This window comes from Burkholderia metallica, assembly GCF_001718555.1.
In the GTDB taxonomy this organism is placed as follows: Bacteria; Pseudomonadota; Gammaproteobacteria; order Burkholderiales; family Burkholderiaceae; genus Burkholderia; species Burkholderia metallica.
Window position 1 is genome coordinate 797393 of sequence record NZ_CP013403.1, and the last position, 26989, is coordinate 824381.

The following is a 26989-nucleotide window of genomic DNA, read 5'->3' on the forward strand; positions in this document are numbered from 1 at the left end:
GCCATGACCCATCCGCTGGATTCCGCCGGTTACCGGCGCCTGCTCGACCTGCAGCGCCGGATTCACGACCACGGCGAGCGCGAAGCGGCCGAGGACGGGCGCGACCATCGCGATCCGGCGGAGCCGCTGTGGCTGACCGATTTCAATCATGTCGACGTCGCGCCGATGCGGGCCGGGCTGCATGTCAGGTACTTCGGCGAAACGTGGGGCGAACCGTTCGACTGGACGCTGGCGTGCCTGGCGCAACGGGACGTCGCGAGCGTCGTGACCGATCTGGCATTCAGCGGGCCCGACGAAGGTGCGAACGGCACGCGCGAATGGGATTTCGGTCCGCTGCTCGATTCGGATGCGCGCTTTCCGATGCTGCGTTCGCTGTATGTGCGGCCGACCGAGCCGGCCGATCACAACCAGTCGATGATCGTGCGCCGCGACCTGATCATGCAGGAGGGCGGCGAGATTGCGCGCTTTGCCGCGAAGGCGCCGTTTCTCACCGAACTGACGGTGCCGAACGCACCCGATGCGCGGTTCTTCGACGTGCCGTTGCCGTATCTCGCGCGGCTGCGCATCGGCGGCGCGGACGACACGCAGCAGTTCATCGAACGTCTTGCGGGCAGCGACAACATGGCGTCGCTCGGCTCGCTCGATTTCTCCGAGTCGACCGCGTTGCATTCGACGTGGAAGCACGCGCGCGTCGCCGGCAGCGTGACGTCGTTCGACGCATACGAGCGCTTGCTGAAGAGCCCGGCCGGCCAGCGCCTCCACGCGCTGACGCTGAGAAATACCTGTCTCGACCGGGACGCGCTCGAAGCGCTGCAGGCGCTGCATCCGCGGCTGTCGTTCATGGTGATCCAGGCCGGCAGCGGCGGCTACGTGCGTCACTTCGAGGGCAACGTGTTTCCGTGGCGTCACCTGATTCAGCGCGATCCCGGCGACGCATGACCGCCGCCGTTCAATCGGCCGCCGTCGCCTGACGCGCGGGCGGTGCGCCGCGATGCGCGTCGGGCCGCACCCATGTCGCGAGCAGCGCGGCGACGGCGAGCAGCGCGACCGACACGGCCGTGTCGATCCGCAGGCCGGCTACGACCTGCGCCGCGCCGCCTCCGCCGGCGAGCGCGCCGAACGCGGCCACCCCCATCGCGCCGCCGGCCTGCCGCGCGGTATTCAGCACGGCCGACGCGATGCCCGCGTGCTCGGGCGCGACCGACGCGAGCACGGCGGTCGTCATCGCCGGCACCGCGAAACCCATGCCCGACGGAATCAGCAGGAACGGCACGAGCAGGGCGGCCAGCGGCGTCGATGCGTCGACGAAATGCAGCGACCCGTAACCGAGCGCGGCGACGAGCGCGCCCGCCAGCATCGGCGCACGCGGGCCGTGATGCGCGACGACGCGGCCGCTCGCGAGGTTCGACAGCAGGAAGCCGCCCGTCAGCGGCAGGAACGCGAGACCGGCCTGCAACGCCGATTCGCCGCGTGCGCGCTGCAGATACAGCGCGAGCACGAACACGGTGCCGTAGTACGTGAGGTTCACGCAGATCCCGAACAGCACGGCCGCGCTGAACGTGCGATGGCGGAACAGCGACAGCGGCAGCATCGGCGTGGCCGTGCGCGCTTCCGCCGCGACGAACGCGAGCGCGGCAAGGGCGGCCAGCGCGAAGCCGCCGGCGACGACCGGATGCGTGAAGCCGAGCGGCCGCCATTCGATCACGGCGCCGGTCAGCGCGGTCAGCATGACGATCGCGATGAACTGGCCGCGCAGGTCGAGCGTGCGAATGGAAGTGGATGGCGCGGACGCCGTGGCCGCCGCGCGACGTGCGGGCACCCACGCATAGGCGGCCGCCAGCCCGGCCGCGCACAGCGGCAGGTTCACGAGGAAGATGCCGCGCCAGCCCCACGCCGCGATCAGCAGGCCGCCGACCACAGGGCCGGCCGCGATCGACACAGAACCGGCCGCCGTCCATCCGCCGACGGCCCGTGCGCGCAGGTGCGGGTCGTGCCGGCACGCGTCGTTGAGCAGCGCGAGCGAATTGGGCAGCATCGCGGCGGCGCCGACGCCTTGCAGCGCGCGCGCCGCGATCAGCATCGCGGGCGTGCTCGCGGCGCCGCACGCAAGCGACGCGAGCGCGAACAGCGCGAGGCCGGCGACGTACAGGCGACGTGCGCCGAAGCGGTCGCCGAGCGCGCCGCCCGACAGCATCAGCACCGCGAACGCGAGCGTGTACGCATCGACGACCCACTGCAGGCCGGCCACCGGCAAGCGCAGGTCGGCGGCGAGATGCGCGAGCGCGATGTTGACGATCGTCACGTCGAGCTGCGTGACGACGAAACCGGTGCTGACGGTCGCGACGATGCGCGCGAGCGCGGGCGGAAAGGGGGAGGCGGGGGCGGTCGTATCCATGCGTCAAGCGTAGGACGCGGCCGGTAGCGGATGTTTCAGTGGGACGTGAAGCGTCGAAACGCTGAAGTGTCGAAACGCGAAACGATGGAACGCCGAAACGCGAAACGCGAAACGCAGAATGCGGAGTGCGACGCAGCGGGAACGAAGGGGAAGCGAAGCCGGAACAAAGGGGGCAAAGCGGGAATGAGGCGGAGAGCGAAGCGAGAACCAACGAAGACGGCGCACAGGCCGGCGCCGACCGCGCTTTCTCGAACCTTGCCGCTACACGCGTCGCTGCGTGCTCAACACAGGCCCGCGGCTGCGTTCAATGCCGTTCGCCGCGCCAGCGTCCCGGCGCGACGCCGAAGCGCTTCGTGAACGCGTGCGTGAACGTGCTTTGATCGGCGAAGCCGACCCTCCCGGCGATATCGACGAGCGGATCACGGCCGTCCGCGAGCAGGATCACGGCCGCGTCGAGCCTGAGCCGTTGCAGGTAGCGATGCGGCGTTTCGCCGAACGCATCGACGAACAGTTGATGAAACCGGCGCATCCCGTAGCCGCAGTGCGCGGCGAGGTCGGCGATGCGCAGCGGCTCCGCGAGCCGTGCGCGCAGCCAGCGGTCGATGCGCGCGAAATCGAGGCCCGATGCGGGCGCCGCGATACCGCGTTCGTCGAGCAGCGCGCCGCACAGCCGTGCGGCAGCCTGCCACTGGAAACGGTGCGCAGCGGCGCGCTGTGCGTCGCCGGCGTGAGCATCGAGTTGCGCGGCGGCCGCCGCGATCTGCGCGACCAGCGCGGTGAGCGCCGGATCGATCGCCATCGCGCGCGCGCTGTCGAACAGCCGCTGCGGTACCGCGAGCGATGCGAGCGGAAGATTGAGCACGAGCTGGCGGTTCTCGCCGAGGCCCGCGTAATCGTGGCGCGCGCCGGCCGGAACCAGCCATGCGGCGTGGCGGTCCAGACGCTGGCTGACGCCGTCCACCGCCATCACCATCGCGCCGTCGATGCCGAGCACGATCTGGTGAAAGTCGTGCACGTCCGACGCTTCGCGCATGTCGTAGCGTTGCAGTGCGACGGTGGGAGACGGAAGGTGTGCCATGAGGCGGGGCGTCAGCCGGCGGCGCGAGCCGTATCAGACGTCGAGCAGTTCGACTTCGAACACGAGCGTGGCGTTCGGCGGAATCACGCCGCCGGCGCCGCGCACGCCGTAGCCGAGTTGCGGCGGAATCGTCAGGCGACGCACGCCGCCGACCTTCATGCCCTGCACGCCTTCGTCCCAGCCCTTGATGACCATGCCGCCGCCGAGCACGAACGCGAACGGGTCGTTGCGATCCTTGCTCGAATCGAATTTCTGACCGTCGGTCAGCCAGCCCGTGTAGTGGACGCTGACGGTCTTGCCGGCTTGCGCTTCCGCGCCGGTGCCTTCGGTCAGGTCTTCGTATTTGAGGCCCGATTCGGTCGTGATGACAGACATGACTTCTCCTGAAAAAGGATGGGTAAAACCGCTATTGTAGGCGAGCGCGCAGCGGGCCGCCCCGTGCGGTTTCCGGCCGGTCCCGCGCGTGCTGCGGACCGGGGCGGCCCATCTCGGCCGCGATCGCCCGGCACGCAAATGGAACGCGCGTTTGAATTTTTCGCGGACCTTGCGACAGCGGTTGCACCGCGCGCGTGCGACGCGCGTATGAATCGGTGCTACCGGGATGCCCGGCCGAATGCCGCGCGCGGGCGCCGGCTTCCGCGCAACGCCCGCCGCACGGGGATTTCGGACCATCGGTGCGATGCGGCTTCACTCCCAGAACATTACGCGCGCACGGTCTCGCGCGTTCGAATCCCCCGCCGTCCCGACGCTGTTCGAGCGCCGTTTTTTCCACCTCATCGACCGTGCACTGTTTGGAAGCGCGCATCTACCGCGCGGCTTGCGCGCGCGGCTGCGGGCGGCCTATCTTTACAGCTGTCGATGTCAAGATTTTGGCGGTGCGCGACGCACCGCCCGGGCCCGCGCCGGCCGCGTCGAACGATGCGCCGGGCCGCCCCGGAACCAGGAGAACGATGAACATGAAGTCAGCCGCTGCCGCCACCGCAGCCGGGATCATGCCGGTGCGCCGCGACCTGCGTTTCGACCTGCCGGTCGAACGCGCGAAGGACTGGCATGGCCTCGGGTCGCACGTGACCCATTTCTTCAACGCGCTGTCGCTGCTGTTTCCGGCCGGCGAACGCTTTTTCATGGATTCGGTGCGCAACTATCGCGACCGGATCGACGATCCCGTGCTGAAGCAGCAGGTGCTCGGCTTCATCGGCCAGGAGGCGATGCATACGCGCGAGCACATCGAATACAACGAGCTGATGCAGGCGAACCGTCTGCCCGCGCGCAAGCTCGACAAGCGCGTGTGGGCGGTGCTCGGCTACATGAAGCGCAAGCTGCCGCATTCGGTACAGCTCGCGCATACCGTCGCGGCGGAACACTACACGGCGATGCTCGCCGACTGGCTGCTGCGCGATCCGACGCGCCTCGACGGTTCGGTCGAGGGCTACCGCCAGATGTGGATCTGGCACGCGCTCGAGGAAACCGAGCACAAGGCCGTGTCGTTCGACGTCTGGAATGCGGCAATGAGACCGGGGTTGCGCCGTTACCTGATCCGCATCGGCGTGTATCTGCTGACGACGCTGACGTTCTGGCCGACCGTGTTCCTGATGCACGCGACGCTGTTGTGGCGCGATCGCGGCGCCGGCCATCACGTGCGCGGCATGCTGCGGATGGTCGCGTTCCTGTACGGGCCGCGCCGCGGGCTGTTCCCGCGCATCGCCGGCGAATGGCTGCGCTTCTTCCGGCCGGGCTTCCATCCGTGGGATCACGACAATCATCACCATCTCGCGCGGGTCGATGCGCTGGCCGCCACCTACGGCGAACACCGCGGCGCGCCGGCCGGCCGCGGCCGCACGAGCGCACCGGCGCCGCTCGCGTCGGGCCGCTGATATGCCCCCATGCCGGCGCGCGCGGCGCCGTGCCGCGCCTGTTGCGTTCCCGCATCGGCCGGCTTCCTCTGACGATTGACCGAAATCAATTCGAACCGGGTTCGCGGGCGTCCCGTCGGCCGGTCGAGCGTCCGCGCACGCATGCGCGGGCGAGCCGATTTCGCGCGCGCGGCATCGTCCGAGCACGCCGCGCGCCAGCACCGGCGCGGCTTTGCGCGCCGCGCAGCCGCCGGTTCACCGCGCGCGCCGCATCCGCCACCGGGATAACACCCATCTAGCCGCGCGCGGGCCGCATCGATATACCGTTCATGACAATGTCCACCTCACGTGCGATTCCTTCACGGGGGGATTTTATTCGGACGGAAATGCGGCCAATATGTCGGTTCGATCGAGGTCCGTCGTGCGCGACGGCGAGCCGGCGCGCGATACCAACGCCAAGCGGGGAACAACGATGGTTGCTAGGTCACCTGACGCAAACGGGCACGCGGCGCCCGAGACGACGCATGTGTCCGTCACCGCGCCCGAGGACGGACGCAAGCTGTTCGTGATCATGCGTTCCCCCGACGAGCCGTTGCTGGCGCAACTGCGCGGGCTGGGCTGGGAAATCGCGGTCGCGAAGACGGCCGGCGCCGCGCAGAACATGACGTCCGGCGTGAGCGTCGCGGCCGGGCTGGTCGATTTCACCGGATTCACGTCGCGCGACTATCCCGCGCTGAAGGCGTGTCTGAGCCAGCCGTCGATCGGCTGGATTTCCATCGCGCAGGCCGGCATCACGATCAGCCCCGCCGTGCGCGAACTGATCCGCAGCTACTGCTTCGATTACGTGACGCTGCCGTTGCCCTATGAATGGATTTCGCACGTGCTCGGCCATGCGCGCGGGATGGCCGCGCTCGATCGCGTCGACGGCGCGGCCTATGCGGCGTCGATCGGCGAACACGGGATGATCGGCAACTGCGAGGCGATGCAGCAGCTGTTCAGCACGATCCGCAAGGTCGCGAAGACCGACGCGAGCGTGTTCATCTCCGGCGAGTCGGGCACCGGCAAGGAGCTGACGGCGCTCGCGATTCACGAGCGCTCCGGCCGCGGCAAGGGGCCGTTCGTCGCGATCAATTGCGGCGCGATTCCGCACCACCTGCTGCAGTCGGAACTGTTCGGCTACGAGCGCGGTGCGTTCACCGGCGCGAACCAGCGGCGGGCGGGCCGGATCGAATCGGCGAACGGCGGCACGCTGTTTCTCGACGAAATCGGCGACATGCCGGTCGAAAGCCAGGCGAGCCTGCTGCGCTTCCTGCAGGAAGGCAAGATCGAGCGGCTCGGCGGGCAGGAATCGATTCGGGTCGACGTGCGGATCATCTCGGCCACCCACGTGGATCTCGACGGCGCGGTCGAGGCCGCGCGCTTTCGCGCGGACCTGTATCACCGCCTGTGCGTGCTGCGCATCCACGAACCGCCGCTGCGCGCGCGCGGCAAGGACATCGACATCCTCGCGCACTACGTGCTGCAGAAATACAAGTCCGACAGCGGCCGCAAGATCAGCGGCTTCACGTCTGCCGCGCTCGACGCGATGCGGCGCTACGAATGGCCCGGCAACGTGCGCGAACTGATCAACCGCGTGCGGCGCGCGATCGTGATGGCGGAGAGCCGGTTGCTGACGCCGCACGATCTCGGGCTCGACACGCCCGGCGAAACCGAGCCCGTGACGCTCGAACAGGCACGCGCATTCGCGGAGCGCACCGCGATCGAGAATGCGCTGCTGCGCAACGATCACCGCATCAACAAGGCTGCCGCCGAACTCGGCATTTCACGCGTGACGCTCTACCGGATGATGATCGAGCACGGGCTGAACGATCACGACCACAACGGCGACAACGGCGGTCACGACGGCACGCCGTCCGGCGACGCGGGGCATCAGCGGGTCGGCTGAGCGGTGCACGCACCGGGTCGGCGACAGGTCCGGTGCCGGTGCGGCGCGAACGTAGCGGGCGGCCGACTTCGGTCGGCGCACAGCACGGCCAACCTGCGGCACGTGTGCCGCCGACCGCATGTAAAGCGCATGAAACATTTCGCCGCGGCCGCCCGGCGAAATTGCGCCGCAAATCGGGGTGAACGTCGGGCGAACGGCCTGCCGCCCGTCGGTAATAATGTCGCGCTTCATTGTTCAGCCTTATCCCGCAAGGCACGGCCGTCACGTGGCCCGGCGCATGCCGCGCGCCCCATGTTTCAGTTTCGTAACTTCCCGCCTTCCGCACTCGTTCCGACTGCCGTGCTGCGAGGCCGATCCCTTGTCCGGACGGGCTCGCGCGAAGCTGGCCCGGTCCTTGCGGAAGTAGGCGTGCGAAAGTCGACGATGCAAGGTCCGTCCGGTTCGACAGCGAACGCTGTCGGTCGCGGCCAGGGCCCGGTCCGCGGGGATGCGGCGTCGGAGCGCGGCACAGCAGCCGCATTCCGGCGAGTACGGAACGTCGTCGCCTGATCGTCGGGGCACCGGTGTGGTCCGGTTGCCGGAACAAGCAACGAGACTGAAACGGGGTAGAAAAATGATCGATCGCCACACGCCGCGGCCGGCAGGCCGCGATCGCAGTGAGTCGACGCGTCGCCGCTCGAGCGTCGTTCTCGCCGCCGGCCGGCATGCGTCGACAGGCCATCTCTCCGCGCCCGGTGCGAGGCGGATCCGGCTGATTGCCGGTCATCCGCGCCGGGTCGGTACTTTCCTGCATGCGAACACGGTTCGCAAGGGCATGTGCGCACGGGCGCCGGTTCCTCGACGCCCGCTCTTCGCGTACTGACCGTACGATTGAAACGGCACGATTTTCCTTCGCGCCGGCCTCGCCGCGGCGAACAGATCGATCTGCAGTCCGGATGAAATGCGCAGCGTCGTGCCGCCCGTGCGGCGGATGACGCATGCGATGCGACGCGACGGCAACCGGCCTCATGCCGGTGCCGTCCGGTGGTGAGGGGAGGGGCGGTCGGACGCGCGCGACGGGTGTGGCGCCCGTACGCGCGCGACGCCGTTTCAGCCGCCGTAGATGTCGAAGTCGAAGTATTTCGACGCGAGCCGCTTGTAGGTGCCGTCCTTGACCATGTCGAGGATCGCGCCGTCGATCTTCGCTTTCAGGTCGGTGTCCTCCTTGCGCAGCCCGATGCCGGCGCCGATGCCGAGCACTTTCTCGTCGACGAGTTCGGGGCCGACGAACGTGTAGGTCGCGCCGCGCGGCGATTTCAGGAAACCGATCGCCGCCTGCACTTCATCCTGCAGCGCCGCGTCGAGGCGGCCCGACGTGAGATCCGCGTACACGCCGTCCTGGTTCTGGTACGACACGACGTTCGCGCCTTGCTTGCCCCAGTACGTCTTTGCGTACGTCTCCTGCGTCGTGCCCTGTTCGACGCCGATCGATTTGCCCTTCAGCGATTCGGCCGTCGGCAGCAGCGGCGAGCCCTTCTTCACGACGAGCCGCGTAGGCTGGTTGTAGATCTTCGTCGTGAAGCCGATCTGCTGCGCACGCTGCGGCGTGATCGACATCGACGACAGCACTGCGTCGAACTTCTTCGCCTTCAGCGCCGGAATCATCCCGTCGAAATCGTTCTCGAGCCACACGCACTTTGCCTTCAGCCGCGCGCAGATCTCGTTGCCGAGGTCGATGTCGAAGCCGACGAGCTTGCCGTCGGGCGCCTTCGACTCGAACGGCGCGTAGCTGGCGTCGGTGCCGAAGCGGATCGTGGTCCAGTCCTTCGCGACGGCGGGGCCGGCGGAAATCGCGAGCAGGGCGATCGAAACAGCGGCAATCATTCTCTTCATGGTGCGTTCCTTGGCGGGTGCTTCCGGGTTCCGGGCGACACGGTTTCACGGACCCGCCGCAGCTGCGCGCGGTGTCCGCACGGGCATTAACGCAGAAAATAAAATAAGAGTCCAGAATGGACAAAAAATATCGTTTTCCGGGTGGCACGCGACGACGCCGATCGATCGACGGGTCTCGACCCTTGCAAAAATACGAAAATGGACTAGTCTTGTTAGTAGATTCATTTAGAGACTAACGATCATGTCACAGCCCGCGTATGAGTCCTATTCCCCCCCGCCGCAGGCATCGGTCGCGCAGATGTCGGCGGCCGGCCTGCGTGCGTTTTTCAACATCGCGCGCGACTGGGAACTGACGATCGACGAGCAGATCGTGCTGCTCGGGTCGCCCGGCCGGTCGACGTTCTTCAAGTGGAAGGCCGCGCCGGAAGCGGCGCGGCTGCCGCGCGATACGCTCGAGCGGCTATCGCTGCTGCTCGGCATCTACAAGGCGCTGCAGATCCTGCTGCCGCAGCCGGCCGCGGCCGATGCGTGGGTCAAGCGGCCCAACGACGCGGCGCCGTTCGGCGGCAAGCGCGCACTCGACCGGATGCTGGCCGGCAACGTCGGCGATCTGGTCGCCGTGCGGCAATATCTCGACGCGATGCGAGGTGGATGGGCGTGACGCTGCCGAACCAAGCACAACCCTGGCCCACGTCCGCGGTCGACTGGGCGCCTGCCTATCGCGTGATTCCCACCCGTTTTCCGGCGATCAACCTGTTCGACCGCGTGGCGTCGGCGGACGATTTCGACGCGCTTTACGCGCTCGAATCGTTGACCAACGACCGCATCCGCAACGAAGTCGGCACGCTCGACCTCGTGCCGCCTGCCGAGCGCCGCTACGGGCAGGGCTGGGGGCCGATCATGGCCGCGTTCACGCACCTGAATCCGCAGGGCAGCCGCTTTTCCGACGGCAGCTACGGCGTGTTCTACTGCGCCCGTTCGCGCGATACCGCGATCGCCGAAACGCGTTACCACAGCGCGCTGTTCCTGGCTGCCACGAAGGAGATGCCGATGCGTCAGCAGATGCGGCTCTACACGGTGATCGCGCAAGGCGACGTGGTCGACGTGCGTGCGTGGCCGAAGCGCGATCCGGCGCTGCTGCATCCGCTCGACTACAGCGCCGGGCAAGCGCTCGGTCGCGCAGTGCGCAATGTCGGCGGCGCGGGGATCGTCTATCCGTCGGTGCGCGATCCGCGCGGCGAATGCCTGGCGGCGTTCCGCACCGCGCTGCTGCGCGACTGCCATCACGCGGCGTACCTCGAATACAACTGGAACGGCTCGGCCGTCGATGCGGTGTTCGAACTGAACCAGGTCGGCTAGGGTACGGTAGTCGCGGGCATCAGCGGCATCAGCGGCAATCAGCACACCTGCGCATCACGGCAGCGGCCAGTCGCCCGCGCGGCGTTCGCGTGCTTCGGCCTGCGTCATCGACCAGGTGCGCCCGGTGCGCGGCTCGGCGAGCGTGAGCCGGCCGGCCGGTGCGAACGCGCCCGTGTCGATGAACCATTGCGCGCCGATCCGCTGCGGGGCGCGCACCGGCGTATGCCCGGTGCAGGTCAGCGACAGCCCGGCCTGCCGCGCGGGATCGGCGAGCCCCTGGACGAGATCGCGGCCCCAGATCAGCCGCTCGCGCACGTCGTGCGAGTAGCTGCCGGAGTCGAGATCGGCGTCCGAGCCGAAGAACTCAGCATGCAGCACGTTGAAGCGCCCGGGACCGTCGCCGACCACACGCACGAGCGGCAGCGCGTCGACGCGCGCCGCATGCGCGTGCAGCCGTTCCGGCGGCAGGTCGGCGCCCCAGTCGCCGCCGATCCCGCGCCACGCGTCGGGTGGCAGCTTGCCGCGCGCGACGAGGCTCAGCACCTCCTCGTGATTGCCGCGCACGACGTGGCACCACGGGCGGTCGAGCAGTTCGAGCGCGGTTTCGGACGCGGGACCGCGATCGACGAGGTCGCCGACCGAGAACAGCCGGTCGTGAGCCGGATCGAAGCGGACGTCGTGCAGCAGCGCGCGCAGCACATCCACGCAGCCGTGCAGGTCGCCGACGACGAAGTCGCGCCCGGCCGCGTTCGCCGGATGGTGGCAGAGGGGAGCGGTGGCAGTCATCTGAATAGCTTAGGCGCTCGCGCCCATCGCCACGTCACGACGGAATGGCGATAATCGGGGCGCGTGACGCGTCGGCGCGGCGCAGCGGGCCGTCCCGTGCGCCCGCCGAACCCTTTCCATCCGCTTTCGGAATCACACGATGACGTTTTATCCGCAGGTATTACGCAACCGGCCGCGCATGGTCGCGGCATTCGTCGGCGGCGTGCTGTGCGCGGTGCTGTTGCCGTTTCCGCTGCGCGCGACCGCGCGGGCGCTGATCGGCTGGGATTGCGCGGTGTGGCTGTATCTCGTGCTGATGTGGGTGCGCATGGTCACCGCGCATCATCACATGGTGCGCGAAGTCGCGATTCGCGAGGATGAAAACGCGACGACCGTGCTGACTGTCGTATGTCTTGCGACCGTCGCGAGCGTGGCGGCGATCGCGATCGAACTCGCGACCGCCAAGAGCGTCGGCTTCAGCGCGGGGCTCAGCCACTACGCGATCACGGGCGCGACGCTGTTCGGCGCGTGGTTCCTGATCCCGACGATCTTCACGCTGCACTATGCGCGGCTCTATTACGGTTCGCCGGCCAAGGATCGCGCGCTGCGCTTCCCGGACCAGAACCTCGAACCCGATTACTGGGATTTCCTGTATTTCGCGTTTACGATCGCGGTCGCGTCGCAGACGGCCGACGTGTCGATGACGAACCGCTCCGCGCGGCGTTCGGTGCTCGCGCAGTCGATCCTGTCGTTCTACTTCAACATGGCCGTGCTCGGGCTGTCGATCAACGTCGCGGCGGGCCTGCTGAGTTGACGCAGGCCGACGTCGGCGGCGGCGTTACTTGAGCAGTTCGTACGGGCCGCCACGCTCCAGCGCCCGTTGGTAGGCCGGCCGCGCGTGGATCGCGTCGAGAAAGCGCGCGATCGCCGGATGCCGGCCGTCGCCGCCGCGCGCGGTCGCGGCTTCGAGCGGAAAGCTCATCTGGATGTCGGCCGCGCTGAAACCGTCGCCGACGAACCAGCCGGTGCGGCTCAGCGTGTCGTCGATATGGCCGAGATGCAGCGCGATCTGCGGGTCGACGAAGCTCGATTGCAGCGTCGCGGCGATCTTGCGCGCGACCGGTCGTGCGAAGAACGGCATCGGCGCATGCGCGATCCGCAGCGCGACGAGCTTGAGCAGCAGCGGCGGCATCGCCGACCCCTCCGCGTAGTGCAGCCAGTACGTGTAGTCGTGCCGCTCGGGCGTGCCGGGCGGCGGCGCCAGGCGCCCGTTGCCGTAGCGTTCGACCAGGTACTCGATGATCGCGCCCGATTCGGCGTACGTGCGGCCTTCGTCGGTGACGACCGGCGACTTGCCGAGCGGATGGATCGCGCGCAATGCGGGCGGCGCGAGCATCGTCTTCGGATCGCGTTCGTAGCGCACGATCTCGTACGGCACATCCAGTTCTTCGAGCAGCCAGAGCACGCGCTGCGAGCGCGAGTTGTTCAGGTGGTGGACGGTGAGCATGTCGACGCCGGGAAGTGGGGGCGGGAACGACATCATACCCAGCGCGGATGGCGCGTACGGGAAATGCGTCGCGCGGTGACGCGCCACGTCCGGCCGGCCGCACCTGGCCGATCGCACCTGGCCGGCCTCACCGATCCATCATGCGCGCCGTACCGCGATCCACGCGCCCCAGAACAGGCTCGCGAAAAAGCGCAGCGGCGCATCGAAGCCCGAGTCGTGCAGCAGGCCGAACACCGCGTCCTCGGACGCCGGCGGATCGGCGCCCTGCAGGATCTTCGCGAGTTGCGCGCGCACCGCGTCGGGCGTCGCGCCTTTCATCCGCCAGCGCTGCTGCCATGCATCGAGCAGGCGAGGGTGGTCCGCGTAGCGACGATGATTGCCGGCGAGCACGAGCGGCGCGCCGGGTTTCAGGCGCCGCGCGATCGCCTGCAGCAGCGCCGCCTTCGCCGCGTCGCCCGGCACGTGATGCAGCACGCCGATCAGCGTCGCGCCGTCGAACGCGGGCGCATCGGGCAACGCATCGACACCGTCCTCGACGAACGCCGTGCGCGCGCCGAAGCCCGCGGCCTCGACGTTCGAGCGCGCGAGCGCGAGCATCGGCGCGGACGGATCGACGGCCGTGAACCGCCAGCCCGGCTCGAGCGCGGCCGCCACGCAGATTTCCTGCCCGGTGCCGCCCGCGCCCGCGACGAGAAGCCGCGCATCAGGCGCATCGATCGCCGATGCGAGCATGCATGCAGTGAGTTCGTGACAGGCATCGTAGCCGGCGAGCGCGATGCGCGATTGCTCGGCGTATTCGTGGGCGCGCGCCGGATCGAATTTGGCGGCGCTGGAGGGAAGCGACATGACGGGTTTCTCCGGTCGGAAGCGGGCGACGTGCCCGCGAGCATGCCGCAGAGCGTAAGCGTGCGCGGCCGGCGCAACAAGGCGAGCAGTCATTCCGGTATGCCGGCTACCCGACTCGCGTCGCGCCGGCCGGACCGCCGGTTTCCCAGGGGTCGATTCGCATTTAAAAATGTCCGGGAACGCTGCATCGCCATGGAAAATCCGGCGCATACTCGTTTCTCTCCCCTTCGCCTGGCCGTCGCATGCCGGGCCCCGATGCGCCGCGCCGCTGGCGCGGCCATGCCGCTCGGTATGCATGAGGAGCGCATGATGTCCGATTGTCCGCACGATCCGTATGCGCAGCACCATATTCATTGCCTGCCGTTCGGCGCGCAGCCCTGTGGCGCGCTCCGCGCGGCGCCGCGCACGCATTTTCGCGTGTGGGCGCCGGGCAGCACGCAGGTCCAGCTCGAACTCGATACCGGCTTCGGCCCGTTGCGCGTCCCGATGACGGCAGCCGGCGCGAACTGGTTCGAAGTTTTTGCCGATTGCGGCGCGGGTTCGCTTTACCGCTATCGGCTCGACGATGCGGTATCGATTCCCGATCCCGCGTCGCGCTCGCAACCCGAAGGGCTCAACGGCCCGAGCCAGGTCGTCGATCCGCGCGCGTTCACGTGGCGCAACACGTTCTGGCACGGGCGCGCATGGGAAGACATCGCGCTCTATGCGGTTCGCCCGCACGGGGTGGGCGGCTTCGACGGCGTGCGCCGGCGCCTGCCGCAGCTCGCGCGGCTCGGCGTGACCGCGCTGGAGCTGCTCGCGTCGCACGACAGCCTGCCGTTCGCGCCGCTCGCGGCCGAAGGCGGCCCCGACGCGCTGAAGGCGCTGATCGACGATGCGCACGGCTACGGTCTCGCGGTGCTGCTGGAGCTCGATTACGCGCGCTTCGGCAGCGGCACCGAGGCGCTGCGCCACTATGCGGCGCCGTTCTTCCACACGCGCGACGATCCGTTGCAGGCGCCCCCGCTCGCGCTCGATCATCCGGAAGTCTGCGATTTCTTCTGCGACAACGCGCTGTACTGGATCGACGAATACCGCTGCGACGGGCTGCGCCTGCGCGAAGCCGACCGGATCGGCGCGTCGTGGCTGCGCGAGATCGCGGACCGCGTGCGCGCGGCCGTGCCGGCCGACCGGCTGATCCATCTCGTCCTCGGCAGCGAACGGCATCCGGCGCATCTTGCCGATACCCATTTCGATGCGCAGTGGAACGGCTGCGGCGAGCGCGCGCTGCACCGGCTGACCGGGCGCGACGTATCGGCCCATGAAGGCATTTCCACGCACCAGTCGATCCACACGCTCGCCCGCGCGCTGACCGCGGCCGGCGCGGCCTTCCAGCCGGCCGGGTCGACGGAGGGCACGGGCGCCGACACCGGGCTGTCGCTGACGTCGCTGGTGCTGTCCGACGGCGCGTGGCGCGACTGCGGCCACGGCGATCCCGGGCAGGCGGCCGGGCTGGCCGCGCTCGCGCTGTCGCTGCTCACGCCGCAGATTCCGTTGATCTTCGACGAAACCGCGTGCGATGCCGATCGCGCGCATTTCGTGCAGTCGGCGCTGGCGGTGCGCGCGAAGCTGATCTCGCCGCGGCTGTCCGATTGCCGGCCGCGCGAGGCGCGTGCGCTGAAGTCGGACGGCGACGGCGATGCCGACGCGCTGCTCGCGTCATGGCAGCTCGCCGACGACGAGACGCTGACGATCGCGTTGAACCTGTCGCCCGACGCGGTGCCGTTCGACGCGCCGCGCGGGCGGGTCGTGTTCGAGACGCCGGCGCGTGCGCGCGACCGCGTCGACGACGGGGCGTTGCCGCCGTATTCGCTCGTCGCATGGCTGACGGGGGACGTGAACCGGTATGCGCTCACGCACGATGCGCGTCGCCTCGACGACGGCGCGTGGCGCGGATTGCGTCCGAACCTGAACGCATGACGATGTGAGCGGGCAAGCAACCGCACGGCCGGGCGCAGGTGGGCCCGGCCGTGCCGCAGGCAAGGCCCGCGTTACCAGAACCCGCGAATGCCGGCGATGCCGTAAGCGCCGTGGCGGCGCGCGTCGTCGAGATGGGCGCGCGTCATGCCGCCGAGGGCCAGGACGGGCATCGCGGCTTCGGCGGCCAGTGTTTCGAACCGCTGCCAGCCGAGCGCCGGCGCACCGGGATGGCTGAGCGTCGGCAGCACCGGCGACAGCGTGACGAAATCCGCGCCGGCGCGCGCGGCCAGCAGCAGATCATCGTGGGTATGACAGGCGGCGGACACCCATCTTCCGGCGGGCAACGGCCGCTGCGTGGCGGCCCGCAACGCGGAGCCGTCGAGATGCCAGCCGGCGCCGTCGAGCCGCATCACGCCGGCCGCATCGATCGGCCCGTTCAGCATCAGGTGCGCGCCGGCCGCGCCGCAGCGCGCGAGCGCGTCGGCGGCGAGCCGGGCGAACGCGCTCGCGTCGAGCGACTTCACGCGCAGTTGCACGAGCGTCTCGCCGCGTGCGAGTACCGCCGACAGCCGGTCGAGGAACGCCGCGCAATCGGCCGCCGACGCGGACGCCGGTTCCGGCGTGATCACGCAGCAGCGCGGCAGCGCGGCGTTCATCGCGTACGGCGAAGCGCGGCCGTCATTCGTCGGCCTCTTTCGCGATCTTCGGGTACACGCGTACGAGCACGATGCGCGGCCCGTTCATCTTCTTCACGACGACGTCGAAGCGGTCGAACGACACGCGCTGCCCTTCGGTCGGCAGATCGCCGAGCGCCTGGATCACGAGGCCGCCGACCGATTCCGCGCGGCCTTCGTCGATGTCGATGCCGAGCGCCTGTTCGAGCGACACGACGGGCAGGCTGCCCTTGCCCATCAGCGTGCCGTCGTCGAGGCGGCTCCAGTCGGCGTCGCCCTGGCGGAACTCGTCGTGGATCTGGCCGACCAGCGCGCCGAGCAGGTTGTCGAGCGTCAGGAAGCCGATCGGCTTCGCGCCCTTGTCGCCGACCAGCGCGAAGTGCGGCGCGCCCTTGCGGAAGCGGCGGAACAGCTCGAGCGCAGGCGTGTCGGGCTTCACGTACTGCACCGGGCGCACGTAGTCGGACAGGTCGTCGAGCGCCGCGCCCGCGTGACGCGCGAGCAGCAGGTCCTTCAGGTGGATCAGCCCGCTCACCTGCTCGCGCGACGCATCGTCGAACAGCGGATAGCGGCTGAAGCGGTGCCGCGCGACGATTTCCATGTTGTCGGGCAGCGGCAGGTCGCGGCGCAGGCCGATCATTTCATGGGCCGGCCGCATCAGGTCCGACACGGTCATCGACGAAAAGTCGAGCGAATGCGCGAGCGTGTTCCACTCGTCGTTGCTGTACGTGCCGCGCGCCGGCTGCGCCGGATTGCCGGTCGTGCTGCGGCGGCTGCGCAGGATCAGCTTCAGCTCGTCGGTCGAGTAGTGGGCGTCGCTGCCGTGGTCGGCGGACAGCCCCGCGAGCCGCAGCACCGCGTTGGCGCTGTTGTTGAGCACCCAGATCGCCGGATACATCGCCCAGTAGAACGCATAGAGCGGCAGCGCGACCCACAGGCCGACCTTCTCCGACTGGCGGATCGCCATCGATTTCGGCGCCAGCTCGCCGACGACGATGTGCAGGAACGAGATCAGCGAGAACGCGAACACGAGCGAGATCAGGTGCACGACGCGTTCGGACTGCACGCCGAGCAGGTCGAGCAGCGGGCCGAGCAGTTGCGCGAAGGCCGGTTCGCCGACCCAGCCGAGGCCGAGCGACGCGAGCGTGATGCCGAGCTGGCACGCGGAAAGATACGCGTCGAGCCGGCCGTGCACGATGCCGAGGATGCGGCCGCGCAGGCCGTGCTTGCGGGCCAGTGTCTTGACGCGCGTGGCGCGCAGTTTGACGAGGCCGAATTCGGCCGCGACGAAGAACCCGTTCAGGGCCACCAGGAACAACGCGCCGATGAGCGCGAAGATCTGTAACAAAGAAGCACTCCGGTTATTGCAGGCCCGTCAGTATAGAGCCGGAAAGGAATCTGTAATGTGTCGGACGGCCGATTGCTTACACCGGCGCCTCGCAGGGGACCGAGAACGTGAGGGTGGTCGTGGCGCCGTCGGCGAACAGGTCGTGCGCGAACGTGCCGCCGTGCGCGAGCGCGACGCGCTGGCAGAGCCCGAGCGTCCACGCGACCCGCTTCGCGTCGCGCTCGCGCAGCATCTCGCGTCGCGCGAACGATTCGAACGCGTGCGGCTGCGCGGGATCGGCGAGCGCAGCGGCGTTCACGGCGCAGGTGGCGCGCGCGGTGAACTGCGCGCGGTCGCGTGCGCACGCGAACGTCACGCGGCCGCCGACGGCGCTGGTTTCGACGGCCGCCGTCAGCATCGTCCACAGCGCCTGGGCGATGCGTTCGCGGTCGGCGGTGAGCGACGGTTCGCCGTCCGGCAGCGTCACGTCGAGCGCGACCTGCCGTGCGTCGGCGAGCGCGAAACGCACGAGCGCGATCGTGTCGTCGAGCAGCGCGCGCAGCGCGAACGGCTGCGGCGCGACGGCGAGCAAGCGCGTTTCGGTGCGCGGCGCATCGAGTACGTCGTCGATCAGCGCGACCTGCTGCTCGATTCCGGTGCGAATGCCCGCGAGCGCGCGCTGCAGGTTCGGATCGGCATGGGCGAGCTGGCGCTCGAGCACGTATGCCCAGCTGTGCATCGCGTTCAGCGGGCTGCGCAGGTCGTGCGACGCGGTGGAGAGCGCCTGGTCGCGCAGGAACAGCGCCGCCTGGGCGGCGTAGTGCGCTGCGCGTTCGCGCAGCAGGTCGGCGGCGGGATCGACGGAAGGAGACGTCACGGAGCTGGCCTGTCGGAAGCGGTTGGCGTGGAAGTCACGCGAACCGCCATTATAGGGACGGTGCGGGTCACGCCGGCAGCGCGTCCTCGTCCTTTTTCCGGGCGTCGCCGTTCGGCAGCAACTGGCATGCGAGCAGGCCGGCCAGCATCAGCGCGCAGCCGACGAGCGCGCGCAGCGTCAGCGTCTCGCCGAGCGCGGCCCAGCCGGCGATCGCCGCGAACACGCCTTCCATGCTGAAGATCACGGCCGCGTGCGCGGGCGCCGCATCGCGTTGCGCGACGACCTGCAGCGTATAGCCGACACCGACCGACAGCAGGCCGCCGTACAGCAGCGTCGGCAGCGCGCCGCGCAGCATCGCGGCGCTGACCGGCTCGACGGCGAGGCCGACGACGAGACACGCCGCGCCGCACACGAGGAACTGCAGGAACGCGAGCACGAGCGGATCGTGCCGCTTCGCGAAACGGCCGACGGCCATCACGTGCGCGGCGATGATCACGGCGCCGGCCAGCTGGAACCAGTCGCCGTACAGCACCGAGAAGTGCTCGTCGATGCTGAGGAAATACAGGCCGATCGCCGCGAGCAGCGCGCCGAACCATGTGCCCGCGCCCGTGCGGTGACGGGCGAACACGCCCATCAGCGGCACGATCACGACGTACAGCGAGCTGATGAAGCCCGCATTGGCGATGCGCGTGTACTGCAGGCCGACCTGCTGCAGCGAGATCGATACCGCGAGCAGCCCGCCGAGCGCGAGGCCAGGCAGCAGCAGCACCGGTTCGCGGCGGATCGCCGCGAACTGCGCGCGCGCCGCCGTGTTCAGCATCAGCAGCGGCACCAGCGCCAGCGCGCCGAGCAGGAAGCGCAGCCCCGTGAACAGGAACGGCCCGATCACGTCGAGGCTCAGGCGTTGCGCGACGAAAGCCGAGCCCCAGATCGCGGCGGCGGCGAGCATCAGCAGGTTGGCACGGAGGTGCTTGCGGGCGTCGGACTTCATCGGAATTCTTCTGGAGATTACGGGCAGCGGAACCCGCCAGTTTACGCCGAGATTGCAAGGCTGTCGGCAAACCTGCGCAAGGCGGCGGCCGCACGGGCGTCGCGTACGCGTGAATACAGGACGACCTGCGAGAGCGGCAGCGGCGGCAGCCCGAATTTCGCGCCGACGTCGACCAGCGTGCGCGGCGCGACACGTCGCGCGAGCGGGCAGACGGCGAGCCCCGCGGCGGCGGCGGCCGTGACCGCCGCAACGCCGCCGCCGGTGAAGCGCTCGCGCCACGGCCGCCCTGCATGGTCGAGCGCGCGCAGCGCGGCGGCCCGCACGCCGCACGGGCCGGCCAGCACCGCGAGCGGCAGCGGCTCGCCCGCGCGCGGGGCCCAGTCCGGCGCGGCGAGCCACGCCAGCGGTTCGGAAAACAGCAGCGTGCCGTCTTCGCGCGGCGGGTCTTCGCCCGGCTCGTGCCGCACGATCACCGCATCGAACCGGCGTTCGTCGTATTGCGCGAGCAGGTTCGTCGACGTGCCCAGGTGCATTTCCAGCGACAACCCCGGGTCCTGCCGGTGCAGGCTCGTGAGCACGGCGGGCAGGTCGGGCACCGAGACATGCTCGCTGACGCCGAGCGCCAGCCGGTGCGTGCCGGCCGAAATGGCGCCGAGCGCATGGTCGTGCGCGTCGAGCAGCGCGCGGGCGGCCGGCAGGAAATGCTCGCCGTCGGCGGCCAGCTTGACGACGCGCGGCGTGCGCGCGAGCAGCGGCTTGCCGAGGTGCGCCTCGAGCCGCTTCAGCTTCAGGCTGACGGCCGACTGCGTGGTGCCGAGCGCGTCGGCGGCGCGCGTGAAGCTGGCGAGATCGGCCACCAGCACGAACGCGCGCACGGTATCGAGGTCGAGGACTTTCATTTCAGATGAAAATGGATGAAATATTCATTGATGACTGTTCATTATAGTTTGGCGAGCCTAACCTGACGTCGTGTTTTCGTTCTTCCACGTCACTCTCACCGACAGGAGCAGGACCATGCCCTTCACCCGTATCGCCGTCCGCGAAGGCAAGCCGGCCGCGTACCGCGCGGCGCTCGTCAATGGCGTGCATCGCGCGCTGATGCACACGTTCAACGTGCCCGAGGACGACATCTTCATGGTCGTCACCGAGCATGCGGCCGAGAACTTCGTGTTCGGCCGCCACTACTACGACATCGAACGCAGCGACGATCTCGTGATGATCCAGATCACCGCGAACAACACGCGCACGCTCGAGCAGAAGCGGGCGCTGTACCGGGCGATCGCGGACAACCTCGCGGCGCAGCCCGGCGTGCGGCAGCAGGACGTCTTCATCAGCCTCGTCGAGGTGCTGAAGGAGGACTGGTCGTTCGGCAACGGCATCGCGCAATACGCGGTTTGATCTGCGACAGCGCGACAGGGCCGGATCGTCGCCGGCCCGTTTTTGCGACGTGTACTATGGAAGCTGCTTCGCGGGCGACGCCGGCGCGGACGATGCGCCGGCGATTCTTCATGTGCAGGAGCCTCCATGTCGCGTGTGCTGGAAATCGTGTTGTCGCTGTCGCTGGAAGGATGGCCGGTCAAGGCTGCGAGTCGTGCCCGCGGCACGCAGCGCGATTTCGGCGCCGAACTCGTGCGCGCGTGGCGAATCTGCCCGCAGGTCCGCATGCGCCGCGGCCACGAGCGCGTGACGATCGAACCCTGCCGGATCGAGGAGGCCGAGCCGAGCCCCGGCGCGAGCTGGTGGACGTGGGTCGAGACGAATGCGCACGGCAGGCGGGTCGTCGCATCGCGCACGCAGGCGTTTGCGCCCGGTGTCACAGCGCGCGAACTGTTCGACGCGGAACATGCGGGCATCGTCGTCGCGATGCCGTTGCCCTTGCCCGAAGCGGCCGGCGCGTCGACAGGCGAAACCGACGGCGCCGCACCCGACACGGCCGCGCGCCCGGAGGCGGCCGACAGCCGGCCGGAAGCGTCGGCGCTGCGTCTCGTCAGCGAGCGGCGGCGCGGGCGCTGGGCCGACGATAGCGGCGTCGTGGTCGAGATGACGCTCGACGACGTCACGCTGCATCGCGATAGCGAAGCGCCGCGCCGCTACGTCGAGCTGCGTCTCGCCGCGCCCGACTGGGAAACGCTGCCCGCGCGCACGGCCGCACTGCACGCGTTGTTCGCCGCGGCGCGCGAATTGAGCGGTGCGTGGCCTGCGTTCGTACAACTGACGAGCGTGATCGATCGCGCATGCGCGGACGAGCCGGCTGCCTGCGGGCCCGTCAAGGCGCAGCTCGTCGACCTGACCGGCATGCGTACGCAGCGCGCCGCGCTGTTCGCGCTGTCCGGCGACATCACCGCGCAATGGCTCGGCAACGAGGTCGGCGTGCTCGAGCACGACGATCCCGAATACGTGCATCAGATGCGGGTCGCGCTGCGCCGTCTGCGCACGCTGATGCGCTTCTTCCCGCGCTTTGCCGACCGCCAGTGGCGCGACACGCTCGGTGCCGACCTGCGCTGGCTGGCCGCGCTGCTCGGCACGGTGCGCGACTGGGACGTGTTCGCGACCGAAAGCCTGCCTGCGCTGATCGAGGCCGACGGCGGCGACGGCGAGTGGAGCGGCACGCTCGACGCCGCCCGCGCGCAGTGCGCGGCCGCGCGGGTCGAGCTGCGGCAGGCGCTGCATTCGGCCCGCTATGCGCGGCTGACGCTCGGCTGGCTCGAATGGCTGGGTTCGCTCGCGCTGCCGTCCGCCGAAGACGGCGATGCACCGTCGCTGCGGCGCCACGCGACGAAGCGCGTGCGGCGGCTGTTCGGTCATCTGTACGCATCGCCGTCGCTCACGTCGCTCGACACGGCCGCGCGCCATCAGGTGCGCATCGATGCGAAACGGCTGCGCTATGCGCTCGAATTCTTCGCGTCGCTTGCGTCGCGCCGCACGCGCACCGACACGGTCAAGACGCTCGCGCGCGTGCAGAGCGTGCTCGGCGAAGCGAACGACACGATGGTCGCGCTCCAGCATCTTGAAAAACTCGGCGCGCCGCCGTACCAGCTCGGTTTCGTGCGCGGCTACGGCGCGGCGCTCGCGCAGCGCGCGGCGCGCGACGCCGAGACGCTGCTGGCCAGCCTGCGGCCGCCGAAACTCGACGGCAAGCCCGGCTGAGCGGCTGACCGGCACGCGCCGACTATAATGGCCGCCCGCTTCCTGCTCGATTCTTTCCCGTTTCCTTCCCGATTGCCGCCCGTATTCCGATGACCGACGCACCGCATTCTTCCCCGTCCGCCGAACCGTTCGAACTGGGCGGCGAGCTATGGCTGCGCGCGGGCGAGCAGACGCTCGGCGGCGCGACTCGCATCGCGCTGCTCGCGGCGATCGGCGACACCGGTTCGATCACGCGCGCGGCGAAGGCCGTCGGCCTCAGCTACAAGGCCGCGTGGGATGCGGTCGACACGATGAACAATCTCGCCGGCGAACCGCTCGTCGCGCGCTCGACGGGCGGCAAGGGCGGCGGCGGTACGACGCTGACGCCGCGTGCGACGTCGCTGATCGCCGCGTTCCGCACGATCGAGCGCGAGCATCGCCGGTTCATCGAGGCCGCGAGCGCGGCCGTGGCCGGCTTCGACGTCGACTGGGCGCTGATCGGCCGGATCGGGATGAAGACCAGTGCGCGCAACCAGTTGTTCGGCAAGGTCGCATCGATCGTGCGCGGCACCGTCAACGACGAGGTCACGCTCATGCTGCCCGGCGGGCAGCCGATCGTTGCCGTGCTGACGCACGAGAGCGCCGACGCGCTCGGCTTGCAGGCCGGCGCGGAGGCCTGCGCGCTGGTGAAGGCGTCATGGGTCGTGCTCGCGGTCGACGACGGCGGGCACGAGTTGAAGGTGTCCGCGCGCAATCAGCTGCGCGGCAGCGTGCAAACCGTTGCGGCGGGCGCGGTGAACAGCGAGGTGACGCTGGCGCTCGACGGCGGCGGCACGCTCACGGCCGTCGTGACCAACGACAGTGTCGATGCGCTGCGGCTCGACGTCGGCCGGGCGGCGATCGCGCTGTTCAAGGCGTCGAGCGTGATTCTTGCGGTGACGGGCTGACTCCACGCGAGGCGATCCACCTGCGCGCGTCGGCTGTCGCGTGACGGACGGTGCGAAGCCGGTATCGCCGTCGTATCGGGCCGGTGCCGGCTTCGTTGCCGCTTTCTGCTTGTGCCGCTTTATGTCGCTACATGCCGCTTCATGCGGCTTCTCTCAGGCTCCAACGTGCGTGTTGCCACCACCACGACCACGGCCTCGCGCGCTCACGTGATGCGCGTCGGCCACTCGGCGTGCGGCGCAGCCGCCTGCACGCGTCCTTCGCTCAACTGCACGACCTGGTCGCCGAACGCGGCGACGTCGTCGGGATCGTGCGAGATCAGCACCATCGGGATGTCGAGCCGCGCCTGCAACTCGGCGAGCTCGTGGCGCATGCGCTGGCGCATCACGCCGTCGAGCGCCGCGAACGGTTCGTCGAGCAGCAGGATCCGCGGCTGCGCGACCAGTGCGCGCGCGAGCGCGACGCGCTGCTTCTGGCCGCCGGACAGCTGCGACGGATACTGCCCCGCGAGCGCTTCGAGATCGAATGCCTGCAACCAGTACGCGACTTCCGGCGGCACCGTCTTCGCGCGCGGATTGCGCAGCCCGGCCGTGAGGCCGAACGCGATGTTCTGGCGCACGTTCAGATGCGGAAACAGCGCGTAGTCCTGGAACAGATACGCGACGCGACGTTCGCGGGTCGGCACGTCGATGCGGCGCGCGGCGTCGAACAGCGGTTCGCCGTTCAGCGAGATCGTGCCGGCGTCGGGCGACAGCAGCCCGGCGATCGCCTGCAGCGTCATGCTCTTGCCCGCGCCGGACGGCCCGAACAGCACGACGCGCTGCGTCGTCGCGGTGAACGACACGTCGAGCGTGAAGCGGCGCTCGGCGTTCGCGTAGGTCTTGCGGATGTCGACGACGAGGCTCATGCGGGCCTCCGCCGAAGCCACCCGGCCACGCAGCACGATGGGCGAGGCGAGCGCGTCATGTCAGCTGGCTCCGCCGCGCGCGCGACGGCACGAGCCAGCCGGTCGCGAGCAACACGAGCACGCAGGTGATCGACGTCACCAGCACGAGGAAGTTGGCGGTATGGTCGTCGCCGGCCTGCACGGCCGCGTAGATCGCGACCGACAGCGTCTGCGTGCGGCCGGGCAGGTTGCCCGCGATCATCAGCGTCGCGCCGAATTCGCCGAGCGCACGCGCGAACGCGAGCAGCGCGCCCGCGAGAATTCCGCGTGTGGCAAGCGGCAGCGTCACGCGGAAGAACACGGCGACTTCGCCGAGCCCGAGGGTGCGCGCCGCGCGCTCGAGATGCGGGTCGACGCCTTCGAACGCGGCCCGAGCCGATTTCAGGATCAACGGAAACGCGACGACCATCGACGCGATGACCGCGCCCTGCCACGTGAAGACGAGCTCGATGCCGAGCCGGTCGAGCCACGCGCCGAACACGCCGCGCCGGCCGAGCAGCACCAGCAGGTAATAGCCGAGCACCGTCGGCGGCAGCACGAGCGGCAGCGTCAGCACGGAATCGACGACGTCGCGCAGCGGCGAGCGCCAGCGCGCGAGCATGAACGCGGTCGCGACGCCGAGCACGATGTCGAGCGCGGTCGCCCATCCGGCAACCTTCAGCGACAGCAGCAGCGGTACCCAGGCGTCTTGCATCGCGCTACGCTCACTTGCCCGCGGGCTTGAAGCCGAACGTCGACAGCACGGCCTGGCCCTGCGGCGACGCGACGAAGTCGATGAACGACTGCGCCTGCGCGGCGTGGCGGCTGTCCTTGACCACGGCGATCGGGTAGGTGATGGCCGTCTGGGTCGGCACGGTCAGCGCGACCTTCACGCGGCCCGGCATGATCGCGGCGTCGGTGCCGAACACGAAGCCCGCGTCGACTTCGCCGCGCGCGACATAGTCGAGGCTCTGGCGCACGTTCGCGGCCAGCACGCCTTTCGCGCTGACCGCGTCCCACACGCCGGCCGCGCGCAGCGCGCCTTCCGTGTAGCGGCCGACCGGCACCGATGCCGGGTCGCCGTACGCGATGCGCTTCACGCCGGCCGCCGTCAGGTCGTTCAGCGACGTCGGCGCGGCGGCACGGCTGTCGGCCGGCACGATCAGCACGAGCGAGTTCGCCGCGAAATCGCGACGCGTGCCGGGCACGATCACCTTTTCGGCGACCGCGCGATCCATCGCCTTCTGGTCGGCCGACGCGAACACGTCGGCCGGCGCGCCCTTGGCGATCTGCTGCATCAGCACGTCCGACGCGCCGAAGTTGAACAGCACCTTGGTGTCCGGGTGCTGCTTTTCGTATGCTTCGCCGACGGCCTTGAACGCGTTCGTCAGGCTGGCGGCGGCCGACACGACCAGTTCGTCGGCCGCGGAAGCGGGCGCGCTGAACGCGATGCCGGCCGCGGCGAGCGTGGCGATCGGCAGCAGGCGGAGCAGGGTGCGGCGAAGCGGGCGGGCGGTTGAGCGCATGGTGAGTTCGTTCGAATGGGTGGAAACCGTAATCGTAATATAGGGCGGGTTATAACGCTCGACATACCGCTCATGCGACGGTGCGCATGGAATGATCAGACTTGAAAACGGGCAGCGATGACGACCGCGCGGCCGCTCACGTATGGAGCGTCAGCGGCGCCGATCGGGTGCGCTGCAGCGCGGACGGTTGCGACGCGGGGCGGTAGTTCGGGTTCGCCTTCCAGCGCGCGCGCACGAACGGGCGCTCATGGCCCGACAGTTGCAGCGCCACCTTGGTGACCCAGCGATGCGACGGCACCGTGATGCCGTGCAGCGCCACGGTCACGAGCGCGAGGCTCGCGACGACCGCCGGCACCGACCAGCGGTGCGGCACCGCGCGCCAGGAACCGGCGATGAATGCGAGCGCGGCGAGCGCGCCGACGATGCACCCGGTGATCGATTCGGACGGCGAGTGCGCGTCGAGCGCGACGCGCGATACGCCGACCGCGACACCGGCCGCGAGCCCGAGCGCGATGCCGGCGATCCGCACCGGCGTACGCGTGCGGATCAGCGCGAGGAAAATCGCGACCGGGTAGACCGACGTCGACAGCATCGCGTGGCCGCTGAATCCCGTGAAATCCCACTTGCGGATGCCGATCCCCCAGCCGAGGAACGCGATTTTCGTGAGCGCGACCACGCCGATCGCGGCCGCGAGCACGCCGAGCCATGCGGCCGCGCGTTGCAACGAATAGCCGAGCGCGAGCCAGACGGCGATCGTGATCGCGAGCGGCAAGGTCAGGCCGGCACCGCCGAACGCGGTGATCGTGATCCACAGGTGAGACGACAGGTCGAACATCGGGAAGGGGACGAACGAGGGCGGGGACGATGCTTAAATCAACGCGCGAGCCGGAAAGAACGACTACAACGGATACAAGCGGCGAAACCCCAGTATAGCGCCGCGTGCGCACGCGCCCCGTTTTTCCCGCGGGAGGGAACTATCCGCGGGCAGGAAAAATCCCAGAAACAATGTTATGGTGCAT

26 protein-coding genes are annotated in these 26989 nt (G+C 69.3%); 10 read left to right on the forward strand and 16 right to left on the reverse strand.

Going from position 1 to position 26989, the window contains the following annotated elements; genetic code table 11:
* Positions 1 to 3: 3 nt before the first annotated feature.
* The gene (locus WJ16_RS23325) at positions 4 to 939 is read left to right on the forward strand and encodes a hypothetical protein (protein ID WP_069259435.1); all 936 of its coding nucleotides are present in this window, start codon (positions 4 to 6) and stop codon (positions 937 to 939) included.
* 10 nt (positions 940 to 949) lie between these two features.
* Here WJ16_RS23325 and WJ16_RS23330 read toward each other — a convergent pair whose 3' ends face one another.
* The 3 genes from WJ16_RS23330 to WJ16_RS23340 all read right to left on the reverse strand — a co-directional run bounded on the left by WJ16_RS23330 (position 950) and on the right by WJ16_RS23340 (position 3848).
* On the reverse strand, positions 950 to 2395 hold the full coding sequence (locus WJ16_RS23330; RefSeq protein ID WP_069259436.1) for an MFS transporter: 1446 nt from the start codon (positions 2393 to 2395) through the stop codon (positions 950 to 952).
* 304 nt (positions 2396 to 2699) lie between these two features.
* Positions 2700 to 3473 carry an AraC family transcriptional regulator gene (locus WJ16_RS23335; protein ID WP_069259437.1) on the reverse strand — a complete coding sequence of 258 codons (774 nt, stop codon included), beginning with the start codon at positions 3471 to 3473 and terminating at the stop codon, positions 2700 to 2702.
* A 33-nt stretch (positions 3474 to 3506) separates the two neighbouring features.
* Positions 3507 to 3848: an FKBP-type peptidyl-prolyl cis-trans isomerase gene (locus tag WJ16_RS23340; RefSeq protein WP_069259438.1), complete on the reverse strand. Its 342-nt coding sequence runs from the start codon at positions 3846 to 3848 to the stop codon at positions 3507 to 3509.
* 581 nt (positions 3849 to 4429) lie between these two features.
* On the opposite strand from WJ16_RS23340, the gene WJ16_RS23345 reads away from it, so the two are divergent.
* Together WJ16_RS23345 and WJ16_RS23355 are read left to right on the forward strand one after the other, a co-directional pair.
* Entirely contained in the window at positions 4430 to 5347 is a 918-nt protein-coding gene (locus tag WJ16_RS23345) for a metal-dependent hydrolase (protein ID WP_069261100.1), read from the forward strand.
* Positions 5348 to 5798: 451 nt separating this feature from the next.
* On the forward strand, positions 5799 to 7271 hold the full coding sequence (locus tag WJ16_RS23355; protein WP_069261101.1) for a sigma-54 dependent transcriptional regulator: 1473 nt from the start codon (positions 5799 to 5801) through the stop codon (positions 7269 to 7271).
* A 1089-nt stretch (positions 7272 to 8360) separates the two neighbouring features.
* Here WJ16_RS23355 and WJ16_RS23360 read toward each other — a convergent pair.
* Positions 8361 to 9143 carry an ABC transporter substrate-binding protein gene (locus tag WJ16_RS23360; protein WP_069259440.1) on the reverse strand — a complete coding sequence of 261 codons (783 nt, stop codon included), beginning with the start codon at positions 9141 to 9143 and terminating at the stop codon, positions 8361 to 8363.
* Between the two features lie 241 nt (positions 9144 to 9384).
* Here WJ16_RS23360 and WJ16_RS23365 point away from each other — a divergent pair, with 241 nt between their 5' ends.
* Both WJ16_RS23365 and WJ16_RS23370 read left to right on the forward strand, forming a co-directional pair.
* Entirely contained in the window at positions 9385 to 9804 is a 420-nt protein-coding gene (locus WJ16_RS23365) for an MbcA/ParS/Xre antitoxin family protein (RefSeq protein WP_069259441.1), read from the forward strand.
* Positions 9795 to 10502, forward strand: a complete 708-nt coding sequence (locus WJ16_RS23370; protein WP_069259442.1) for an RES family NAD+ phosphorylase — start codon at positions 9795 to 9797, stop codon at positions 10500 to 10502. Before WJ16_RS23365 ends, WJ16_RS23370 begins: the two co-directional genes overlap by 10 nt.
* 54 nt (positions 10503 to 10556) lie before the next feature.
* On the opposite strand, the gene WJ16_RS23375 is transcribed toward WJ16_RS23370, so the two are convergent.
* Positions 10557 to 11288 (reverse strand): metallophosphoesterase, encoded by a 732-nt coding sequence (locus WJ16_RS23375; protein ID WP_069259443.1) that lies wholly within the window; start codon positions 11286 to 11288, stop codon positions 10557 to 10559.
* A 139-nt stretch (positions 11289 to 11427) separates the two neighbouring features.
* Between WJ16_RS23375 and WJ16_RS23380 the strand changes: the two genes are divergently transcribed.
* The gene (locus tag WJ16_RS23380; protein WP_069259444.1) at positions 11428 to 12081 is read left to right on the forward strand and encodes a DUF1345 domain-containing protein; all 654 of its coding nucleotides are present in this window, start codon (positions 11428 to 11430) and stop codon (positions 12079 to 12081) included.
* Positions 12082 to 12105: 24 nt separating this feature from the next.
* On the opposite strand, the gene WJ16_RS23385 is transcribed toward WJ16_RS23380, so the two are convergent.
* The gene (locus WJ16_RS23385; protein ID WP_069261102.1) at positions 12106 to 12774 is read right to left on the reverse strand and encodes a glutathione S-transferase; all 669 of its coding nucleotides are present in this window, start codon (positions 12772 to 12774) and stop codon (positions 12106 to 12108) included.
* 138 nt (positions 12775 to 12912) lie between these two features.
* Entirely contained in the window at positions 12913 to 13620 is a 708-nt protein-coding gene (locus tag WJ16_RS23390; protein ID WP_069259445.1) for a class I SAM-dependent methyltransferase, read from the reverse strand.
* A 309-nt stretch (positions 13621 to 13929) separates the two neighbouring features.
* On the opposite strand from WJ16_RS23390, the gene WJ16_RS23395 reads away from it, so the two are divergent.
* On the forward strand, positions 13930 to 15579 hold the full coding sequence (locus WJ16_RS23395) for a DUF3459 domain-containing protein (RefSeq protein ID WP_069261103.1): 1650 nt from the start codon (positions 13930 to 13932) through the stop codon (positions 15577 to 15579).
* A 71-nt stretch (positions 15580 to 15650) separates the two neighbouring features.
* Here the strand turns inward: WJ16_RS23395 and WJ16_RS23400 are convergent, their stop codons facing one another.
* From WJ16_RS23400 to WJ16_RS23420, 5 genes are all read right to left on the reverse strand, one after another.
* The gene (locus WJ16_RS23400; RefSeq protein ID WP_069259446.1) at positions 15651 to 16235 is read right to left on the reverse strand and encodes a thiamine phosphate synthase; all 585 of its coding nucleotides are present in this window, start codon (positions 16233 to 16235) and stop codon (positions 15651 to 15653) included.
* 22 nt (positions 16236 to 16257) lie between these two features.
* On the reverse strand, positions 16258 to 17601 hold the full coding sequence (locus tag WJ16_RS23405) for a hemolysin family protein (RefSeq protein ID WP_069259447.1): 1344 nt from the start codon (positions 17599 to 17601) through the stop codon (positions 16258 to 16260).
* Positions 17602 to 17677: 76 nt separating this feature from the next.
* Positions 17678 to 18457: a sensor histidine kinase gene (locus WJ16_RS23410; RefSeq protein WP_069259448.1), complete on the reverse strand. Its 780-nt coding sequence runs from the start codon at positions 18455 to 18457 to the stop codon at positions 17678 to 17680.
* Between the two features lie 67 nt (positions 18458 to 18524).
* Positions 18525 to 19448, reverse strand: a complete 924-nt coding sequence (locus tag WJ16_RS23415) for a DMT family transporter (RefSeq protein WP_069259449.1) — start codon at positions 19446 to 19448, stop codon at positions 18525 to 18527.
* Between the two features lie 41 nt (positions 19449 to 19489).
* Complete coding sequence (locus WJ16_RS23420; protein WP_069259450.1) at positions 19490 to 20347, reverse strand: LysR family transcriptional regulator; 858 nt, start codon at positions 20345 to 20347, stop codon at positions 19490 to 19492.
* A 115-nt stretch (positions 20348 to 20462) separates the two neighbouring features.
* On the opposite strand from WJ16_RS23420, the gene WJ16_RS23425 reads away from it, so the two are divergent.
* The 3 genes from WJ16_RS23425 (at position 20463) to WJ16_RS23435 (ending at position 23521) form a co-directional block, all read left to right on the forward strand.
* A complete protein-coding gene (locus WJ16_RS23425) occupies positions 20463 to 20846 on the forward strand; it encodes a tautomerase family protein (RefSeq protein WP_069259451.1) in 384 nt (127 codons plus the stop codon).
* Positions 20847 to 20972: 126 nt separating this feature from the next.
* A complete protein-coding gene (locus WJ16_RS23430) occupies positions 20973 to 22595 on the forward strand; it encodes a CHAD domain-containing protein (RefSeq protein ID WP_069259452.1) in 1623 nt (540 codons plus the stop codon).
* Positions 22596 to 22684: 89 nt separating this feature from the next.
* Positions 22685 to 23521: a TOBE domain-containing protein gene (locus WJ16_RS23435; RefSeq protein ID WP_069259453.1), complete on the forward strand. Its 837-nt coding sequence runs from the start codon at positions 22685 to 22687 to the stop codon at positions 23519 to 23521.
* Between the two features lie 203 nt (positions 23522 to 23724).
* Here WJ16_RS23435 and WJ16_RS23440 read toward each other — a convergent pair whose 3' ends face one another.
* The 4 genes from WJ16_RS23440 to WJ16_RS23455 all read right to left on the reverse strand — a co-directional run bounded on the left by WJ16_RS23440 (position 23725) and on the right by WJ16_RS23455 (position 26805).
* Positions 23725 to 24426 (reverse strand): sulfate/molybdate ABC transporter ATP-binding protein, encoded by a 702-nt coding sequence (locus WJ16_RS23440; protein ID WP_069259454.1) that lies wholly within the window; start codon positions 24424 to 24426, stop codon positions 23725 to 23727.
* A 55-nt stretch (positions 24427 to 24481) separates the two neighbouring features.
* Positions 24482 to 25159, reverse strand: a complete 678-nt coding sequence (gene modB, locus WJ16_RS23445) for a molybdate ABC transporter permease subunit (RefSeq protein WP_069259455.1) — start codon at positions 25157 to 25159, stop codon at positions 24482 to 24484.
* A 10-nt stretch (positions 25160 to 25169) separates the two neighbouring features.
* Positions 25170 to 25970, reverse strand: a complete 801-nt coding sequence (modA, locus tag WJ16_RS23450; RefSeq protein ID WP_069259456.1) for a molybdate ABC transporter substrate-binding protein — start codon at positions 25968 to 25970, stop codon at positions 25170 to 25172.
* A 136-nt stretch (positions 25971 to 26106) separates the two neighbouring features.
* Entirely contained in the window at positions 26107 to 26805 is a 699-nt protein-coding gene (locus WJ16_RS23455) for a phosphatase PAP2 family protein (RefSeq protein ID WP_069259457.1), read from the reverse strand.
* Positions 26806 to 26989 lie beyond the last annotated feature (184 nt).

What these genes read in the sequence shown, in the direction of transcription:
- WJ16_RS23325 (WP_069259435.1), top strand. Translation starts at nt 4, where the DNA reads ATGACCCATCCGCTGGATTCCGCCGGTTACCGGCGCCTGCTCGACCTG.
- WJ16_RS23330 (WP_069259436.1), bottom strand. Translation starts at nt 2,395, where the DNA reads ATGGATACGACCGCCCCCGCCTCCCCCTTTCCGCCCGCGCTCGCGCGC.
- WJ16_RS23335 (WP_069259437.1), bottom strand. Translation starts at nt 3,473, where the DNA reads ATGGCACACCTTCCGTCTCCCACCGTCGCACTGCAACGCTACGACATG.
- WJ16_RS23340 (WP_069259438.1), bottom strand. Translation starts at nt 3,848, where the DNA reads ATGTCTGTCATCACGACCGAATCGGGCCTCAAATACGAAGACCTGACC.
- WJ16_RS23345 (WP_069261100.1), top strand. Translation starts at nt 4,430, where the DNA reads ATGAAGTCAGCCGCTGCCGCCACCGCAGCCGGGATCATGCCGGTGCGC.
- WJ16_RS23355 (WP_069261101.1), top strand. Translation starts at nt 5,799, where the DNA reads ATGGTTGCTAGGTCACCTGACGCAAACGGGCACGCGGCGCCCGAGACG.
- WJ16_RS23360 (WP_069259440.1), bottom strand. Translation starts at nt 9,143, where the DNA reads ATGAAGAGAATGATTGCCGCTGTTTCGATCGCCCTGCTCGCGATTTCC.
- WJ16_RS23365 (WP_069259441.1), top strand. Translation starts at nt 9,385, where the DNA reads ATGTCACAGCCCGCGTATGAGTCCTATTCCCCCCCGCCGCAGGCATCG.
- WJ16_RS23370 (WP_069259442.1), top strand. Translation starts at nt 9,795, where the DNA reads ATGGGCGTGACGCTGCCGAACCAAGCACAACCCTGGCCCACGTCCGCG.
- WJ16_RS23375 (WP_069259443.1), bottom strand. Translation starts at nt 11,288, where the DNA reads ATGACTGCCACCGCTCCCCTCTGCCACCATCCGGCGAACGCGGCCGGG.
- WJ16_RS23380 (WP_069259444.1), top strand. Translation starts at nt 11,428, where the DNA reads ATGACGTTTTATCCGCAGGTATTACGCAACCGGCCGCGCATGGTCGCG.
- WJ16_RS23385 (WP_069261102.1), bottom strand. Translation starts at nt 12,774, where the DNA reads ATGCTCACCGTCCACCACCTGAACAACTCGCGCTCGCAGCGCGTGCTC.
- WJ16_RS23390 (WP_069259445.1), bottom strand. Translation starts at nt 13,620, where the DNA reads ATGTCGCTTCCCTCCAGCGCCGCCAAATTCGATCCGGCGCGCGCCCAC.
- WJ16_RS23395 (WP_069261103.1), top strand. Translation starts at nt 13,930, where the DNA reads ATGTCCGATTGTCCGCACGATCCGTATGCGCAGCACCATATTCATTGC.
- WJ16_RS23400 (WP_069259446.1), bottom strand. Translation starts at nt 16,235, where the DNA reads ATGAACGCCGCGCTGCCGCGCTGCTGCGTGATCACGCCGGAACCGGCG.
- WJ16_RS23415 (WP_069259449.1), bottom strand. Translation starts at nt 19,448, where the DNA reads ATGAAGTCCGACGCCCGCAAGCACCTCCGTGCCAACCTGCTGATGCTC.
- WJ16_RS23420 (WP_069259450.1), bottom strand. Translation starts at nt 20,347, where the DNA reads ATGAAAGTCCTCGACCTCGATACCGTGCGCGCGTTCGTGCTGGTGGCC.
- WJ16_RS23425 (WP_069259451.1), top strand. Translation starts at nt 20,463, where the DNA reads ATGCCCTTCACCCGTATCGCCGTCCGCGAAGGCAAGCCGGCCGCGTAC.
- WJ16_RS23430 (WP_069259452.1), top strand. Translation starts at nt 20,973, where the DNA reads ATGTCGCGTGTGCTGGAAATCGTGTTGTCGCTGTCGCTGGAAGGATGG.
- WJ16_RS23435 (WP_069259453.1), top strand. Translation starts at nt 22,685, where the DNA reads ATGACCGACGCACCGCATTCTTCCCCGTCCGCCGAACCGTTCGAACTG.
- WJ16_RS23440 (WP_069259454.1), bottom strand. Translation starts at nt 24,426, where the DNA reads ATGAGCCTCGTCGTCGACATCCGCAAGACCTACGCGAACGCCGAGCGC.
- modB (WP_069259455.1), bottom strand. Translation starts at nt 25,159, where the DNA reads ATGCAAGACGCCTGGGTACCGCTGCTGCTGTCGCTGAAGGTTGCCGGA.
- modA (WP_069259456.1), bottom strand. Translation starts at nt 25,970, where the DNA reads ATGCGCTCAACCGCCCGCCCGCTTCGCCGCACCCTGCTCCGCCTGCTG.
- WJ16_RS23455 (WP_069259457.1), bottom strand. Translation starts at nt 26,805, where the DNA reads ATGTTCGACCTGTCGTCTCACCTGTGGATCACGATCACCGCGTTCGGC.